The organism is [Rhizobium] kunmingense (assembly GCF_977018605.1).
The window spans coordinates 3,593,662-3,609,956 of sequence record NZ_CDRNXG010000001.1; the positions used below are offsets into that span (position 1 = coordinate 3,593,662).

A 16,295-nucleotide genomic window follows, 5' to 3' on the forward strand; every position below is an offset into this window, starting at 1 on the left:
ATGCCTCAAAGCAAAAACGGCGACCCGAAAGCCGCCGTTTTCAAACCTACCGAAGTGTTTCGGTCGAGAACCGAAATCAGTCCTTCTTGACCGGCGGGATCGGGCGGATCGCCAGTTCGCGCAGCTGCTGCGTCGTTGCTTCCGAGGGCGCGCCCATCAGCAGGTCCTGCGCCTGCTGGTTCATCGGGAACAGCGTGATCTCGCGCAGGTTCTTTGCACCGGTCAAAAGCATGACGACGCGGTCGACGCCGGCTGCCATGCCGCCGTGCGGCGGCGCACCGTACTGGAAGGCGCGGTAGAGGCCGCCGAAGCGGTCTTCCACGTCCTGCTGGGAAAGACCGACCATTTCGAAGGCCTTGACCATGACCTCCGGCAGCTGGTTACGGATCGAGCCCGAGGCGATTTCGAAGCCGTTGCAGACCATGTCGTACTGGTAGGCCTTGATCGTCAGCGGATCCTGGTTTTCCAGCGCGTCGAGGCCGCCCTGCGGCATCGAAAACGGGTTGTGGGCGAAATCGATCTTCTTGTCTTCTTCGTTGTATTCGAAGAACGGGAAGTCGACGATCCAGCACAGGGCGAACTGGTCCTTGTTGGCGAGACCCAGTTCGTCGGCAGCGCGGTTACGGGCTTCGCCTGCGAACTTGTAGAACTTTTCCGGTTCGCCGGCGACGAAGAAGCAGGCGTCGCCCGCTTCGAGGCCGAGCTGGACGCGCAGCGCTTCGGTGCGCTCTTCGCCAATGTTCTTGGCGAGCGGACCGGAGCCTGCAACCTTGCCCTCTTCTTCCTTCCAGAAGATGTAGCCGAGACCCGGCTGGCCCTGTTGCTGCGCCCAGGCGTTCATACGGTCGCAGAATGCGCGGCTACCGCCGGTCTTGGCCGGGATCGCCCAGACTTCGACCTTCGGGTTGGAGGCGATCATGCCGGCGAACACCTTGAAGCCGGAGCCGGCAAAGTGCTCGGTGACGGCCTGCATCTCGATCGGGTTTCTGAGGTCCGGCTTGTCGGAACCATATTTGCGGATCGCAACGTCATACGGGATGCGCGGGAATTCCTGGGTGACCGGCTTGCCTTCGGCAAACTCTTCGAAGATGCCGCGCATGACCGGCTCCATCGTTTCCCAGACTTCTTCCTGGGTGACGAAGCTCATTTCGAGGTCGAGCTGGTAGAATTCGCCCGGCAGACGGTCGGCGCGCGGGTCTTCGTCGCGGAAGCACGGAGCGATCTGGAAGTAGCGGTCGAAACCGGCAACCATCATCAGCTGCTTGTACTGCTGCGGCGCCTGCGGCAGGGCGAAGAACTTGCCGGGATGGATACGCGACGGCACGAGGAAGTCGCGTGCGCCTTCCGGCGAGGAGGCGGTCAGGATCGGCGTCGAATATTCGGTGAAGCCACCGGCGGTCATTTCGCGGCGCATGGCAGCGATGATCTGGGTGCGCTTGACGATGTTCTTGTGCAGCGTTTCGCGGCGCAGGTCGAGGAAGCGGTACTTGAGGCGCACGTCTTCCGGATATTCCGGCTCGCCGAAGACCGGCAGCGGCAGTTCCTTGGCGGCGCCGAGGACTTCGATTTCCTTGGCGTAAAGTTCGATTTCGCCGGTCGCCATCGTCTTGTTGACGGTCTCTTCCGAACGCGCCTTGACGGTGCCATCGATGCGGATGACCCATTCGCCACGCACGGTTTCGGCAGCCTTGAAGGCCGGGCTGTCGGGGTCGCAGACGACCTGGGTCATGCCGTAATGGTCGCGCAGGTCGACGAACAGGACGCCGCCATGATCTCGCACGCGATGGACCCAGCCGGAAATGCGGACATTGGAGCCGACATCCGACTTGCGGAGGGCGGCACAGGTGTGGCTGCGGTAACGATGCATGACTTCAATCCTGGACTGATGCTTTTGAACGGCTTTTCCGGCATGCGAAGCGACGCCGCCGACCGTCATGGAAAATCGGCGCGAAAAGCGCATGGGCGGCCCGATTTGTCAAGGCTTGAGGGGTGCCGGACGCCCGCAAGACGGCATTTGGGCGGCTGCCGGGATGTTTTGCGGAGCCGTTATCCGCAAGTTGCCGAGACACGCGACGTCCGTGAGAGCTTGACGACTCACACCTGCCAGCCGCCGGGGTGCGGGGATATGTCCCCTTGGCGCCCTCTTCCCATGCAGCGGCCGGAATGCGATCTTTCGCGCATGGTCACGATGTTGCGGTTTGCATGTATGCTTCTGGCCGCGCTCTTCATCGCGCGGGGGCCAGTCGTTCATGCGTTTGAACCGACGCCATCGTTTGCCGGGCACATTCATGCCGATGCCGCGGGGCTGTTGCGTCACAGGAGCCACCTGCCCGTCGATGCCCACCTCTTAGATAACCGGTGCTCGAAGGCCGGCTGTCTGCTCGCCGCCTGCCAGATGCAGGTTACGGCTGTACTTGTCCCGACCCACCTGTCTGTAATGGCCCCTGCTTTGTCACCCGTGGTTTATGCCGAAGGCAGGTACGGCCCGCTCACATCGCTCAGGCGGGCGCCACCTGCTCCACCACCGAAATCGCCCTTCAGCCGAACCCGGACGGCATGACCGTCCGATCACCACTACCGTTCGCTGAACAAGGGAGATCATCCTTATGAACACTCAAACTCTGCTGGCGAGATCGCTCGCACTTGCGCTGACGGCCGGCGCGGCGCTCAGTGTTGCCAATGCCGCCCTGGCCGACATGGTCATGTACAAATCGCCCTATTGCGGCTGCTGCGAGGAATGGGGCAAGGCGCTCAAGGCATCAGGCATCGCGCTGACCGTCGAAAATATCGAGGATATGGATGCGCTGAAATCCAGCCATGCCGTTCCATCCGAGGCACAGAGCTGCCACACGGCGGTTGCCGATGGCTATGTCTTCGAAGGACACGTACCGCTCGAAGCCGTCAACAAGGTCCTGAGCGAAAGGCCGGACATAGCCGGTCTCGCCGTGCCCGGCATGCCGACCGGCGCGCTCGGCATGGGCGAGGATGCCGATGCCTCCTACGACGTGATCGCGCTTCATCGGGATGGCAGCCAGAGCGTCTATATGGAAATACGCCCGTAACGCCTCAGTCCTTGAAGGCGGGATCCGCCCCTTGTCGCAGGCGGGGCGGATCTTTTCGCATGAATGGAACGGACACGTCGTTTCAGACCTGTCGCTTTGCCACGTGCCGCGCTACAGCTTCTGGCAACATTTCCGCGGCACAGATTCCCTTCGCATCACCATGAGCCACATCCGCCCCCTCGTACCTCTCCTCGTCACCGCCGGCATCCTGATCGGCGGCAACGGTCTGCAGGGTACGTTCATCGCCTTGCGCGGCACGGCGGAAGGGTTTACCCCCTCGATCATCGGCCTGATCGGTGCTGCCTACAGTATCGGCTTTGCGATCGGCTGCATCTATGTCGGGCGACTGTTGCGATCCATCGGCCATATACGCACCTTCGCCGCGATGGCCGCAATCGGCGCATCCTGCTCGATCGTGCTGTCGCAGATCATCGATCCGGTCGCATGGGCGCTGATGCGCTTCTTCATCGGCATGGCAGTCGCCAGCCTCTTCGCTACCGTCGAGAGCTGGATCAACGCCAAGGTGACCAACGCCAACCGGGCGCGAACGCTTTCCATCTACCGTTTCGTCGATCTCGGCTCGGTCACGGCAGCGCAATATCTCATCCCGACGGTTGGCATAGAAGGACAGGCGATCTTCTCGATCATCGCAATCGCCATGACCCTTTCGCTGGTGCCGATCTCGGTTGCCGACAAATCCAGCCCCGCGCCGCCCGACGCGATCACCTTCGACCTCAAGGCTGTGTGGAAGATCTCGCCGCTTGCCGTCGTCGGCGTCGTGGCCGTCGGCCTCTCCATGGCCGCGTTCCGTAATATCGGCCCCGTTTATGCGCATGAGATCGGCATGGACATCACCTCGATCGCCACCTTCATGAGCGCCGGCATCATCGGTGGCGTGGTGCTGCAATATCCGCTCGGCCTCTATTCGGACCGGCTCGACCGGCGTCGGGTGATCATCTGGGCGACGATCGGGTCTATCATCACCGGCAGCTATCTTTCCTTCGGCGCCGGTGACAGCGAAACGGCCAATATCATCGCAATCTTCCTTTTCGGCGCGTTCTCGATGCCGCTCTATTCACTCTGTTCGGCGCATGGCAACGACCACGCCAAGCCCGGTGAATATGCGCTTGTCGCTGCCGGCCTTTTGTTCTTCTGGTCGGTCGGAGCAACCTTCGGCCCGTTGCTGGCCGCAACGCTGCTCGAATATTACGGCCCGCGCGCCTTCTTCGCCTATACGTCCTTCATCTTCCTCGGCTTCCTCATATTCACCCTGCGGCGCATGCGCGTGCGGGCGCCCGTACCGCCGAATGAGCGGCATTCCCGGTTCCGCGCCCTGTTGCGAACCTCAGCCTATTTCAACCGTCTTGCGGCGCCGACAGACAAAGATCGCCGGGACTAGAACCGCCCGATCCCTTGCAGCTATTGACATCAGCAGCTCAAAGGGAAAGGAAGGTGGATTACCGCACGTGAACGGAACGATGATCGATACAACCGCAGCTCTCGCCCAAGCCTGTCACCAACTGGCCCAATCGGATTTCATCACAATCGACACGGAGTTTCTGAGGGAAACGACGTTCTGGCCGGAACTCTGCCTGATCCAGATGGCGAGCCCGGACACGGAAGTGCTTGTCGATCCGCTCGCCAAGGGCCTGGATCTGACGCCCTTCTTCGAGCTGATGGCAAACCCGGCGGTGGTGAAGGTGTTTCACGCCGCGCGGCAGGATATCGAAATCATCCACCATCTCGGCAAGCTGGTGCCACACCCGATCTTCGACACGCAGGTCGCCGCCATGGTCTGCGGCTTCGGCGACAGCGTCTCCTATGACCAGCTCGTCAGCCGGGTGAAGAACGTCCAGATCGACAAGTCATCGCGCTTCACCGACTGGAGCCGCAGGCCACTGTCGGAAAAGCAGCTCGACTATGCGCTGGCCGACGTCACCCATCTGCGCGACGTCTACCTGCACCTCAAGGAACAGCTTGAGCGCGAAGGCCGCGCCCTGTGGCTGACCGAGGAAATGGCGATCCTGGAAAATCCGGGCACCTACGACCTGCATCCGGACGACGCCTGGCAGCGTCTCAAGGCGCGACTGCGCAAGCCGAGCGAGCTTGCAATCTTGAAATTCGTCGCCGCCTGGCGCGAGCGAGAGGCCCGCAGCCGCAACGTACCGCGGTCTCGCGTGCTGAAAGACGATGCGATCTATGAGATCGCCCAGCAGCAGCCGAAGGATAGCGAAGCGCTGGGCCGCCTGCGCACCATCCCGAAGGGTTGGGAACGCTCGGCATCGGGGGCTGCGATCGTCGAGGCGGTCAACGCGGCACTTGCGCTGCCGAAGGCCGACATGCCGCATCCGCCCAAGCACGCCCACGTGCCGGAAGGAACAGCCGCAGCCGTCGAACTGCTCAAGGTTCTGCTGAAGCTCGTCTCCGACAAGCAGGGCGTCGCCGCCAAGGTGATCGCCAATACGGATGATCTGGAAAAGATCGCGTCGGAAGGCGAGAGCGCACAGGTTGCCGCCCTTTCCGGCTGGCGTCGCGAGCTTTTCGGCGACACGGCGCTGAAGCTGATCGAAGGCGGCGTGGCGCTGCGCTTCGTCAACAAGAAGGTCGAGGCGGTCGAACTCTAAGACCGCCCGTCATTTCCACGGATCGATGACCGGCACACCGGCCGCGTCGAAAGGGGCGGTATCACGTGTTGCAATGGTGAAGCCGTGGACTTTGGCGATAGCTGCAATCTGGCCATCAGCGATCAGGATCGCCTTGCCCCTGGTGCGCGCTGCGGCAACGGACACACCGTAAAGATACGCGGCACGATCGTCGAAGGGCAGGATGCGAGAGCGAAAGTATCTTACGAAGACCTCCGCCATACCCCTCTTCAAACCAATTTTCCGTTTTCCATCGCTCAAAATCTCGATGCCGTAGAGCACTTCAGCAAGGCTAACCGAGGTTGCGAACAATGATTGCGGCGATTGTGCGCGCAGCCAAGTCCTTACATTGGCATCGACATTTTGCTTGTTGATCTCCGAAATAACATTCGTGTCGAGAATGATCATTCGAACGATGCAGCTCTGGCCGGGGTCTGGTCACGCTTGAACTCGATCTCTTCAAGCTCCGGATATTCCTCGCGCAACTTCTGAAAGGCCAGGATGAGGTCCTCCCCTGAGGCAGGCGTGTCATCCGGATCACCGTTGTCCGCATCCACGGCCAATGCCTCCTGTAATATCCGCTCTGCTTCGACGTCGGCTGTCGTGCCATTCTCGGCTGCGCGCGCTTCGAGCGCCTTTGCCGCCGCATCGGACAGGTTTCTTATCGTGATGGCATTCATCATCGCACCTCCGATCGGGTCACTTCGGTGGCCCAATGATAGGCGTTCCTCCCGCCCTTTTCAACGCGGCCGGCGCGTTCCGTGCGACGCAGCAGCTTGATCCTTCGCGCCACCGAAATTTCATCCAAGCTTCAAGATACCATCACCCACCCGTCATGCACGACGCCTATCGAGGCTTGCAGTTCAATGCGAGACAAGCGGGTGTTTTCATGACCAAAACCTTTATCACTTCCGTTGCAATCGCGGCCCTGATGGCCGGTTCCGCGCTGGCTGACGGCACGGAATTTCCGGCCAAGCTCGCCGGCCAGGCGATCCTGCCGGCCAACACGATCGAACAGGCGCCGGCCGATGCGCCGGAATTTCTCAAGGCGTCCGGCAAGTTCACCGCGCCCGGCAAGCGCGTCGAAGCGCTCGGCACGATCGACGGCAAGGATGGCGCGCGCGTCACCGACGTCAAGCTGCCGCTCGACGGCCAGCCGATCCAGGGTTTTTCCGGCATCAAGGCGATGGCCGACGGGACATTCTGGACCCTGTCCGACAACGGCTTCGGCTCCAAGGCCAACTCGTCCGACGCCATGCTTTTCCTGCATCAGGTGAAGTTCGACTGGGCAACCAACAAGGTCGAGGTGGTCAAAAATATCTTCCTGTCCGATCCGAACCGTATCGCCCCCTTCCCGATCACCATGGAGGGTTCGGAGAAGCGCTATCTGACGGGTGCGGATTTCGATATCGAGTCGATCCAGCCGGTGGCAGACGGCTTCTGGCTCGGTGAGGAGTTCGGCCCCTACCTGATGAAGGTCGATGCCGAAGGCCGTCTGACCGATGTCGTCGCGACGATGGTCGATGGCAAGCCGGTCAAGTCGCCCGACAACCAGACGCTTTCGATGCCGGCGAACCCGGCCGCCAAGCTGCCGGTGTTCAACCTGAAGCGTTCAGGCGGCTATGAGGGCATGGCGATGTCGAAGGACGGGTCGAAGCTCTACGGCATGCTGGAAGGCCCGCTCTTTCTCGAAGACGGCAAGGTCGAGCAGATCGATGGTCGCACGGCGCTGCGGGTCATAGAATTCGACGTCGCGTCGAAAGGCTGGACCGGCCGCTCCTGGCTTTATCCGCTGGCTGAAAAGGGCGTAGCGATCGGCGACTTCAACATGCTGGATGCAACGACCGCTCTCGTCATCGAGCGCGACAACGGCGCCGGCACCGCGGACAAGGCCTGCGCCGATCCGAAGCAGCCGAAGCCGGACTGCTTCGAGGCACCGGCCGAATTGAAGCGCGTCTACAAGATCGAGATGAGCGACGCCAATGTCGGCAAAGCTGTGCGCAAGATCGGTTATATCGACCTGATGAACATCAAGGACCCCGACAACAAGAAGAAGGCGGGTTCGAAAGATGGCGTCTATGACATGCCGTTCGTGACGATCGAGAATGTCGATCAGGTGGACGCCACCCATCTCGTCATCGGCAACGACAACAACCTGCCTTTCTCGGCCGGCCGCGCCGTCGACAAGGCGGATGACAACGAATTCAGCCTGATCGAAGCGGCAGAGTTCCTGTCGGCGAAGTAGCCGGCGCGATCGGCGCATCAGGTAACGCGGCCGGCTACCCGGTCGCGTTTTCTTTTTGCCGAAATACTGAGATTATTCTCATGCCGCCGGTCAGGAACCATCGGACAAGGTTCTTGGAGGAGAGAGCGGCACAGGAGGAGGATTTCAAAATGCCGAGCACGATCAGATTGCATCGCGTTCTCGCCGCAGGCCCGGAGAAGGTCTATCGCGCCTTTCTCGAGGCCGATGCGCTGACAAAATGGTTTCCGCCAAACGGCTTCACCTGCACGGTGCATCACCTCGATGCAAAAATCGGCGGCGCGTTCAGAATGTCATTCCGCAACTTCACGACGGGTGACAGCCACTCTTTCGGCGGCGAATTTCATGAACTCGTGCCGGCGAGCCTGATCCGCTATACGGATCGCTTCGACGATCCGAACCTGCCCGGCGAGATGGACGTGACGATTTCCCTGAAGGCGGTCTCCGTCGGCACCGATCTGGAGATCACGCAAGCCGGCGTGCCGGACGTCATTCCCGCCGAGGCCTGCTATCTGGGCTGGCAGGAATGCCTCAACAACCTGGCGCGGCTGGTGGAGCCGAATATCGAACAGTGAAAGGTCTCAAACATCACCTTTCACTGTTGTCAGCAAGGCACCCTATTCGAACCTGAAGGCCAGGCGCTTGCCAGTCAGCCTGGCCAGCTGCTGCAGGCGACCATCGAGACGCTCGCCGGCGAAATTGGCATAGCGATGCGGCACGACGAATTCGAGATCGAGATCCGGCGAGGCCGACTGACGGAAGGTCAGGTGGTTGACCAGCCCCGGCATCGATGCCGAGAAGAGATAGACCACGCGCAGCAGGCCGCCGAGCAGCTTGGCGAGCTCGAGAAGACGCGGTGTCGCGATCGTCGTCAGCGGCCCTGTGGCGCCGTTGTCGGACAAGCCCTCGAAACGGTAATAGTTGGCGAGCGCCAGATAGGCGCGACCGGGATGGCTGATGCCGACGAAGGACGAGTGGGCGATCACGTTGAGCGCCTGAGCGCCGCGGTAATCGGGATGAGCGCGCCAGCTGATGTCGGCGACGAGGCAGGCAGCCTCGCGGTAGCGGCGCTCCTCTTCCGTTTCCGTGATGCCGAAGAAGGACACCATGCGGCCGGTCCAATCGGCCAGTTCGCGGGCGTGCTCCGGCGAACGGGCACGCAGGATCGCCAACTGGTCGGCGGCGACGAGCAGCGGATCGGCCTGACGCTCTTCCTCCGACATCAGCGAATAGAGATAGCCTTCACGCACGCCTTGCGCGGAAAAGGTGATCGTTGCCGGCTTCATGACGCTCAGCACTTCCTGCATGGCGATGGCGCCATAGGGAAGAAGCGAGCGGCGGTTCTTCGACACGGCCTGCCAGGCGCTGTCCTTGCTGTCCCTTGCGGTCACCACCTCATTGAGGAAGCGCTGCATCTCGTCCAGCGAAAGCTCGTAGCCCTGCATCATGTGCAGCGGATAATCGGTCATTTCCATGTGCAGCTTGGCGATGTTGCGCCATGTGCCGCCGACCGCATAGAAGGTGCGCCCTGCGCCCTTCTCCAGAAAGCGGGCGGTATTGACCTGCTTGCGGGCGAAGGTACGAGCCTTGACCAGCGAGTTGCCGGAACTCTCCGATAGTCGGATACCGCCGAGCGGCAGGGTGATGCCGCGGCCGAATTCGTGGCCCTTGATGTCGATCAGTTCCAGCGAGCCGCCGCCGAGGTCGCCGGCAATGCCGTCGACATCGTGAAAGCCGCTGATCACACCGAAAGCGGAATAGCGCGCTTCTTCCTCGCCGGAAAGGAGCTGGATTTCCTGACCGAGAATTTCCTCGGCATCGCGAATGAAGGCCGGGCCGTTGCTCGCCTCGCGGGCGGCAGCGGTCGCCAGAACGTAGATTGCCGTGGCACGGGCCTGATCGGAGAGCGCCTTGAACCGCTTGAGGGCCGCAAGTGCGCGCGCTACGCCTTCATCATCCATTCGGCCATTGGAGCCGAGCCCCTTGCCGAGGCCGCACAATACCTTCTCGTTGAAAAGAACGGTGGGTGCGCGAGACAGGCCTTCGTAGATGACGACGCGAACCGAGTTCGATCCGATATCGATAACCGTAACAGGGGCGATGCCGGGCAGCCGCCCCTGAGCTTCTGATCGTACCATACTGCCTATTCTTGCCTGACTACTTCTTGCGGCCTGACATCACGCCTGCAATCAGTTTCGGTGCGCTCGACTTCAAGGCTTCGCCCCGGCCGGAAAGGCTCGGGTTAGTCATGAAATAGTGCTGGGCGTTGAATGGTTCCTCACCCTGCCGCACCTCCATGCGCCTTGACGTCCCATCGGGCAGTATCTCGTAGCTCTGCTGGTTGTCAATCAGATTGCCCAGCATAATCTGTGATAGAACCTGCTCGTGCACCGTCGGGTTCAAGAGAGGCACCAGTGTTTCGACGCGACGGTCGAGGTTGCGCGGCATCATGTCGGCCGAGCCGATATAGACGAGCGCCTTGTCGGACGGCAGGCCCTGGCCGTTGCCGAAGCAGAAGATGCGGCTGTGTTCGAGGAAACGGCCGACGATCGACTTGACGCGGATGTTGTCAGACAATCCCTTGACCTGCGGGCGCAGGCAGCAGATGCCGCGGATGACCAGATCGACCTCGACGCCGGCATGGCTCGCACGATAGAGCGCATCGATGATTTCCGGGTCTACCAGCGAATTCATCTTCATCCAGATCGCCGCCGGCCGGCCCGCCTTGGCGTGTGCGATCTCCTCCTCGATATGGCGGAGGATGCGCGGACGCAGCGTGTAGGGCGAGACGGCAAGCTTCATGCTTTCCTTCGGCTCGCCGTAACCGGTGATGAAGTTGAAGATATTCGCCATGTCATGGGCGATCTTCGGATTGCAGGTGAAGAAGGACAGGTCGGTGTAAATCTTCGCCGTGATCGGGTGGTAGTTGCCGGTGCCGAGGTGGCAATAGGTCCTGAGCTTGCCGTCTTCACGGCGCACGACCATCGACATCTTGGCGTGGGTCTTCAGCTCGATGAAGCCGAACACGACCTGCACGCCGGCGCGTTCAAGGTCGCGCGCCCAGCGGATGTTCGCCTCTTCGTCGAAGCGTGCCTTCAGCTCGACCAGCGCCGTCACCGACTTGCCGGCTTCGGCGGCATCGATCAGGGCTCGGACGATGGGGCTGTCGTTGGAGGTTCTGTAGAGGGTCTGCTTGATGGCGAGGACGTCCGGGTCGCGGGCCGCCTGCAGAAGGAACTGCACCACCACGTCGAAACTCTCGTACGGATGGTGGACCACCATGTCCTTTTCGCGGATGGCGGCAAGGCAGTCTCCGGCGTGTTCACGGACGCGTTCGGGAAATCGCGCATTGTAGCTTTCAAAGCGCAGGTCGTCCCTGGGCGCCTTGGTGATTTCCGACATCGTGTTGAGGGCCAGCAGACCGGGCAGAACCGCGACGCGGTTTTCCGGCACACCGAGTTCCTGAACGACGAACTGGCGCAGCGACGCCGGCATTTCACTGTCCGTCTCGATGCGGATGACCTTGCCGCGGCGGCGGCGCTTCAGTGCCGTTTCGAAGAAACGAACGAGATCTTCGGCCTCTTCCTCCACTTCAAGATCGCTGTCGCGGATGATGCGGAACGTGCCGGCACCCTTTACCTCGTAACCGGGGAAAAGACGGTCGGTGAACATGCCGACGACATCTTCGAGCGTGATGTAGCGGGTCGTCGTACCCGCGTCCGGCAAGCGGATGAAACGGTCGAGCGTGGTGGGCAGGCGCAGAAGCCCCGTCATCGGCTCCTTGCCGTGCAGGCTGTGCAGCTGCAGGCCCATAGTGAAGCCGAGGTTGGGGATGAACGGGAAAGGATGCGCCGGATCGATCGCCAGCGGCGTGAGAACGGGGAAGAGATCATCCTCGAAATCGGTTGCAAGCCAGATCCGGTCTTCCTCGGACAGCGCCGCAGGGCGGACGATCAGGATGTCTTCCTGCGCAAGATACTGCTGCAGCACGGCAAGCGAAGCCTGCTGTTCCATCTGCAGGTTGTCGATTTCCTGCAGGATCGAATCAAGCTGTTCGGCAGGCGTCTTGCCGTCGGGGCTGCGGATGACGATGCCCTGACGGACCTGTCCTTCGAGGCCCGCGACGCGGACCATGAAGAACTCGTCGAGATTGGCGGCAGAGATCGACAGGAAGCGGACACGCTCCAGCAGCGGGTGCGCGGTATTCAACGTCTCTTCCAGAACGCGACGGTTGAACTGCAGCCAGGAAAATTCGCGGTTGATGAAGCGTTCGGGGCTTGAGAGCAACTCCTCGAAGCTCGGTGTCGCCTCGACTTCCTTGACGTCCTGTGGTTCGGCGATCTGATCCATGGCTGCGGCGGCTCCGTCCTCAAATGTTAAGCCTTTCGGCCGTATAATGTTTTGACGACGGAACTGTGACAGTCAATCGCCCGCGTCGGCTTGCCCGAGGCTCTCCAGCACTTCCGCAGCCAAGGCACGGTTGATGCGGGTGCCGCGTGACAGCGCCAGATGATCGAGCTGCTCGACGACGCGCTGGGCGATCTCCAGAGAGCGTTCCATCCGCGTCACGATATAGCCTATCAGTTTGTCATCAATGTTAAGCTGCCGGTCGGAAAACAGCTTGATCATCACCTGTGCCAGAAGCTCCTCGTCCGGCTCGCCGATTTCAACGACGGTCGCCGCCTTCAGCCGCGACTTCAGGTCCGGCAGATCGACATTCCAGGAGGTCGGCCAGAGGCGCGAGGTCATCAGCAGGGTCTGCCCGTGCTGGCGAACCGCATTGATGACGTGAAACAGTTCGGCAGCGTCGAAGCCGCGACGGTCGGCGTCCTCGAACAGGACCGGCCCTTGCGCCGCTATCTGCGAGGCGTTGGAGCCGGCGAGCGGGTGGATTTCGGTCGCACCCGACTGTTCGCGCCAGATATGGGCGAGATGGGTTTTTCCCGAGCCGATCGGGCCGGCAAGCACGACGACCGGCGACGGCCAGTTCGGCCACTCGTCGACGATCGACACGGCGGCAGCCATGCGCTCGGATACCATCAGGTCATCGCGGCCGCGGGCGGCATCGTGGGAAAATTGCAGGGGCAATTGCTCGCCCTTGCCGTGCGGGCGGTCTTTGGTCTCGGTCATCAGGTTCAGTTGTTCTTCGGTGCTTCGATTTCACGCAGATCGTCCTTGTGGTCGACTGCGTGGGGCGCACCTTCCTCCCAGGGAAGTTCGGTGGACCGGCCATAGTAGATATCGCTGTCAAGATACCGCGACAGGGCGAAACGGACAAGCACGCCGACGACGGCCGCGGCCGGAACTGCAATCAGCAGGCCGACAAAGCCGAACAGCGCGCCGAAGGCAAAGAGCGCGAACATCAGCCAGACCGGGTGCAGGCCGACGCTCTGGCCAACCAGTTTCGGCTGCAGGATGTTGCCTTCGATGAACTGGCCGGAAAAGAACACGGCAGCGACGGCGAGGATCCAGGGGAAGTCAGGCCAGAACTGCACGAGCGCCACGCCGATCGCCATGACGAGGCCGAGCAGCGAACCGATATAGGGGATGAAAGAGATCATGCCGGCGACGAAGCCGATCAAAAGGCCAAAGTTGAGGCCCACCAGCGACAGGCCGACGGCATAGTAAATGCCGAGGATGAGGCAGAGCGTGCCCTGTCCGCGAATGAAACCGGCGACCGACTGATCCATTTCACGGGCGATCTGGCGCACCACCACCACCTGATCGCGCGGTATCCAGCTGTCGACCTTGCGGACCATCCGGTCCCAGTCGAGCAGGATATAGAAGGCGACGACCGGCGTGACGACGAGAAGCGACATGACGTCGACGATCGCCTTGCCGGAGTTCCAGATCTGGCCGAGCAGCGAGCCGATGAAGCCGGCCCCCTGGCTCAGGACCTGCGAGAAGTTTTCCTTCACCGTCTCGATCTGCGATGAGATCCATGGCGGCAGGAAGGTGGTCTGCGGACTGGAAATGATCTGCTGCAATTCGGTGATGTAACCGGGCAATGCCGCCGCGAGCTGGGTGAACTGATTGATGATGATCGGAATGACCAGCATCAGCGCCAGCGCGAAAATGGTGACGAAGCAGACGAGGATGACCACGGTTGCCATGGTGCGGCTCAAGCCGCGGCGCTCCAGCCAGTCGGCGACCGGATCGAGAAAGTAGGCGAGCGCCATGCCGGCCACGAAGGGCAAGAGGATGGAGGAGAAGAACCAGAGGAACAGGATGAAGCCGACAAGGACGCCAAGCCAGAAAAGGATGTGACGCTTCAGGCTTGCGCCACTGACGTGGTATGGCATGTCTGCTCCTTATAAAAATGATAGACCGGGATAAAAATCATAGTCCGGCTTTAGCCATGGCATATGAGGGGCTTAACGGACGAGGTCAAGTTCACGTCTCACTTCACCACCCTGCCTGTGAAATGCCTTCAAAACATGGCCGAAACGCTTGCATATCCGGGCCGGTCGTGCAATTGGCGGCAACTTACAAGTTCCCATTGGTGCCGGACTGGAGATGGATATGAGCGAGGCGGGCAAGAACGGTCTCACCTATAGCGATGCAGGCGTCGATATCGATGCGGGCAACCTGATGGTCGAGAAGATCAAGCCGGCGGTGCGTTCGACCCGTCGTCCGGGCGCCGACGGTGAGATCGGCGGCTTCGGCGGCCTGTTCGATCTGAAGGCCGCGGGCTTCAACGACCCGATCCTGGTTGCGGCAAACGACGGCGTCGGCACCAAGCTGAAAATCGCCATCGATGCGGATTTCCACGATACGGTCGGCATCGACCTCGTCGCCATGTGCGTCAACGACCTCGTCGTGCAGGGCGCAGAGCCGCTGCTTTTCCTCGATTACTACGCCACCGGCAAGCTGGACCCTGATCAGGGTGCGGCGATCGTCAAGGGTATTGCTGCAGGCTGCGTCGAATCCGGCTGCGCGCTGATCGGCGGCGAGACGGCCGAAATGCCGGGCATGTATTCCGATGGCGATTATGACCTTGCAGGCTTTGCCGTCGGTGCTGCCGAACGCGGCCAGCTGCTGCCGGCCGGCGATATCGCACCCGGCGACGTCATCCTCGGCCTCACCTCTTCCGGCGTCCATTCCAATGGTTTCTCGCTGGTGCGCAAGATCGTGGCACTCTCCGGCCTCGGCTGGGACGCTCCTGCCCCGTTCGCGGCGGACAAGAAGCTCGGTGAAGCCCTGCTGACGCCGACCCGCATCTATGTGAAGCCGCTTCTGAAGGCGATCCGCGAGACGCATGCCTTGAAGGCGCTCGCCCACATCACCGGCGGCGGTTTTCCGGAAAACATTCCGCGCGTGCTGCCGAAGCATCTCGCGGCCGAAATCGAACTCGGCAACATTCCGGTTCCGGCCGTCTTCTCCTGGCTTTCGAAGACCGGCGGCGTCGAGCCGAAGGAAATGCTGCGCACCTTCAACTGCGGCGTCGGCATGATCGTCGTCGTTTCGGCTGAAAACGCTGAGGCCGTCACGAAGGCGCTTGCCGCCGAAGGTGAAACAGTCGTTCAGCTCGGCCGCATGGTCGAGCGCGCGGAAGGCGACGCCGGCGTCATCTACAAGGGCACGCTCGGCCTCTGATAGCTTCAAGCCTGACAAAGGGTGAGATCATGAATTCGGCCAGGAAGCGCGTCGTCGTCTTCATTTCCGGCGGCGGCTCCAACATGGTGTCGCTGGCGGATGCCTGTGCGGCACCGGATTTTCCGGCCGAAATCGTCGCGGTGATCTCCGACAAGCCGACCGCCGGCGGGCTTGAAAAGGCACGCGCGCGCGGCATTGTCACTCACGTCTTCGAGCGCAAGGCCTATGCCGGCAAGGCCGAGCACGAGGCCGCCATTCTGGCGGCACTTGCCGAAATTGCGCCGGACATCATCTGCCTTGCGGGCTATATGCGGCTGATCTCGGGCGATTTCATTCGCCCCTATGAGGGCCGCATCCTCAACATCCACCCTTCGCTTCTGCCGCTTTTCCCCGGCCTTCACACCCATGAACGCGCCATAGAGGCCGGCATGAAGATTGCCGGCTGCACCGTGCATTTCGTCACCGAAGGCATGGACGAGGGCCCGATCGTGGCGCAGGCCGCCGTGCCTGTTCCGGCAGGCGATACGGCCGATACGCTTGCGGCGAGAGTACTCACCGTCGAGCACAGGCTCTACCCGGCGGCGCTGAAGCTCATGGCCGAGGACAAGGTGAGGATGGAAGACGGCAAGGCCGTTTTCGCCGATACCGCAGATGGCCCACTGGCGGATCAGCGCATCCTCAGCGCCTGATATTCAGCCGCAATTGACGGCTTTTCCGGCCGGCTCTATCCTG

General features: G+C 61.6%; 14 protein-coding genes. 7 read left to right on the plus strand and 7 right to left on the minus strand.

What is annotated here, in order from left to right; translation table 11 throughout:
- Positions 1–76: 76 nt before the first annotated feature.
- Entirely contained in the window at positions 77–1,867 is a 1,791-nt protein-coding gene (gene aspS, locus AC0JZ4_RS17385; protein WP_471887564.1) for an aspartate--tRNA ligase, read from the minus strand.
- Between the two features lie 739 nt (positions 1,868–2,606).
- Between aspS and AC0JZ4_RS17390 the strand changes: the two genes are divergently transcribed.
- The 3 genes from AC0JZ4_RS17390 to rnd all read left to right on the plus strand — a co-directional run bounded on the left by AC0JZ4_RS17390 (position 2,607) and on the right by rnd (position 5,686).
- The gene (locus AC0JZ4_RS17390; protein WP_471887565.1) at positions 2,607–3,062 is read left to right on the plus strand and encodes a DUF411 domain-containing protein; all 456 of its coding nucleotides are present in this window, start codon (positions 2,607–2,609) and stop codon (positions 3,060–3,062) included.
- 160 nt (positions 3,063–3,222) lie between these two features.
- Positions 3,223–4,461 carry an MFS transporter gene (locus tag AC0JZ4_RS17395; RefSeq protein ID WP_471887566.1) on the plus strand — a complete coding sequence of 413 codons (1,239 nt, stop codon included), beginning with the start codon at positions 3,223–3,225 and terminating at the stop codon, positions 4,459–4,461.
- A 79-nt stretch (positions 4,462–4,540) separates the two neighbouring features.
- Entirely contained in the window at positions 4,541–5,686 is a 1,146-nt protein-coding gene (gene rnd / locus AC0JZ4_RS17400; protein WP_471887567.1) for a ribonuclease D, read from the plus strand.
- Positions 5,687–5,695: 9 nt separating this feature from the next.
- Here rnd and AC0JZ4_RS17405 read toward each other — a convergent pair whose 3' ends face one another.
- A complete protein-coding gene (locus AC0JZ4_RS17405) occupies positions 5,696–6,112 on the minus strand; it encodes a PIN domain-containing protein (protein WP_471887568.1) in 417 nt (138 codons plus the stop codon).
- A complete protein-coding gene (locus tag AC0JZ4_RS17410) occupies positions 6,109–6,384 on the minus strand; it encodes a FitA-like ribbon-helix-helix domain-containing protein (protein WP_471887569.1) in 276 nt (91 codons plus the stop codon). The genes AC0JZ4_RS17405 and AC0JZ4_RS17410 overlap by 4 nt, the downstream gene beginning before the upstream one ends.
- A 209-nt stretch (positions 6,385–6,593) precedes the next feature.
- On the opposite strand from AC0JZ4_RS17410, the gene AC0JZ4_RS17415 reads away from it, so the two are divergent.
- A complete protein-coding gene (locus tag AC0JZ4_RS17415; RefSeq protein ID WP_471887570.1) occupies positions 6,594–7,949 on the plus strand; it encodes an esterase-like activity of phytase family protein in 1,356 nt (451 codons plus the stop codon).
- Positions 7,950–8,098: 149 nt separating this feature from the next.
- Entirely contained in the window at positions 8,099–8,542 is a 444-nt protein-coding gene (locus AC0JZ4_RS17420) for an SRPBCC family protein (RefSeq protein ID WP_471887571.1), read from the plus strand.
- Between the two features lie 42 nt (positions 8,543–8,584).
- Here the strand turns inward: AC0JZ4_RS17420 and ppx are convergent, their stop codons facing one another.
- The 4 genes from ppx to AC0JZ4_RS17440 all read right to left on the minus strand — a co-directional run bounded on the left by ppx (position 8,585) and on the right by AC0JZ4_RS17440 (position 14,269).
- Positions 8,585–10,105 (minus strand): exopolyphosphatase, encoded by a 1,521-nt coding sequence (ppx, locus tag AC0JZ4_RS17425; RefSeq protein WP_471887572.1) that lies wholly within the window; start codon positions 10,103–10,105, stop codon positions 8,585–8,587.
- A gap of 19 nt (positions 10,106–10,124) precedes the next feature.
- Positions 10,125–12,317 carry an RNA degradosome polyphosphate kinase gene (locus AC0JZ4_RS17430; RefSeq protein WP_471887573.1) on the minus strand — a complete coding sequence of 731 codons (2,193 nt, stop codon included), beginning with the start codon at positions 12,315–12,317 and terminating at the stop codon, positions 10,125–10,127.
- A gap of 72 nt (positions 12,318–12,389) precedes the next feature.
- Complete coding sequence (gene hdaA / locus AC0JZ4_RS17435; RefSeq protein ID WP_471887574.1) at positions 12,390–13,097, minus strand: DnaA regulatory inactivator HdaA; 708 nt, start codon at positions 13,095–13,097, stop codon at positions 12,390–12,392.
- Positions 13,098–13,102: 5 nt separating this feature from the next.
- A complete protein-coding gene (locus AC0JZ4_RS17440) occupies positions 13,103–14,269 on the minus strand; it encodes an AI-2E family transporter (protein ID WP_471887575.1) in 1,167 nt (388 codons plus the stop codon).
- A gap of 220 nt (positions 14,270–14,489) precedes the next feature.
- On the opposite strand from AC0JZ4_RS17440, the gene purM reads away from it, so the two are divergent.
- Positions 14,490–15,563, plus strand: coding sequence for a phosphoribosylformylglycinamidine cyclo-ligase (gene purM, locus AC0JZ4_RS17445; protein WP_471887576.1), 1,074 nt, complete (start codon positions 14,490–14,492; stop codon positions 15,561–15,563).
- Between the two features lie 29 nt (positions 15,564–15,592).
- Positions 15,593–16,252, plus strand: a complete 660-nt coding sequence (gene purN / locus AC0JZ4_RS17450; protein ID WP_471887577.1) for a phosphoribosylglycinamide formyltransferase — start codon at positions 15,593–15,595, stop codon at positions 16,250–16,252.
- Positions 16,253–16,295: the final 43 nt, after the last annotated feature.

Excerpts from the sequence above, each read along its gene's own strand:
- aspS (WP_471887564.1), bottom strand. The coding sequence starts at position 1,867 with ATGCATCGTTACCGCAGCCACACCTGTGCCGCCCTCCGCAAGTCGGAT.
- AC0JZ4_RS17390 (WP_471887565.1), top strand. The coding sequence starts at position 2,607 with ATGAACACTCAAACTCTGCTGGCGAGATCGCTCGCACTTGCGCTGACG.
- AC0JZ4_RS17395 (WP_471887566.1), top strand. The coding sequence starts at position 3,223 with ATGAGCCACATCCGCCCCCTCGTACCTCTCCTCGTCACCGCCGGCATC.
- rnd (WP_471887567.1), top strand. The coding sequence starts at position 4,541 with ATGATCGATACAACCGCAGCTCTCGCCCAAGCCTGTCACCAACTGGCC.
- AC0JZ4_RS17405 (WP_471887568.1), bottom strand. The coding sequence starts at position 6,112 with ATGATCATTCTCGACACGAATGTTATTTCGGAGATCAACAAGCAAAAT.
- AC0JZ4_RS17410 (WP_471887569.1), bottom strand. The coding sequence starts at position 6,384 with ATGAATGCCATCACGATAAGAAACCTGTCCGATGCGGCGGCAAAGGCG.
- AC0JZ4_RS17415 (WP_471887570.1), top strand. The coding sequence starts at position 6,594 with ATGACCAAAACCTTTATCACTTCCGTTGCAATCGCGGCCCTGATGGCC.
- AC0JZ4_RS17420 (WP_471887571.1), top strand. The coding sequence starts at position 8,099 with ATGCCGAGCACGATCAGATTGCATCGCGTTCTCGCCGCAGGCCCGGAG.
- ppx (WP_471887572.1), bottom strand. The coding sequence starts at position 10,105 with ATGGTACGATCAGAAGCTCAGGGGCGGCTGCCCGGCATCGCCCCTGTT.
- AC0JZ4_RS17430 (WP_471887573.1), bottom strand. The coding sequence starts at position 12,317 with ATGGATCAGATCGCCGAACCACAGGACGTCAAGGAAGTCGAGGCGACA.
- hdaA (WP_471887574.1), bottom strand. The coding sequence starts at position 13,097 with ATGACCGAGACCAAAGACCGCCCGCACGGCAAGGGCGAGCAATTGCCC.
- AC0JZ4_RS17440 (WP_471887575.1), bottom strand. The coding sequence starts at position 14,269 with ATGCCATACCACGTCAGTGGCGCAAGCCTGAAGCGTCACATCCTTTTC.
- purM (WP_471887576.1), top strand. The coding sequence starts at position 14,490 with ATGAGCGAGGCGGGCAAGAACGGTCTCACCTATAGCGATGCAGGCGTC.
- purN (WP_471887577.1), top strand. The coding sequence starts at position 15,593 with ATGAATTCGGCCAGGAAGCGCGTCGTCGTCTTCATTTCCGGCGGCGGC.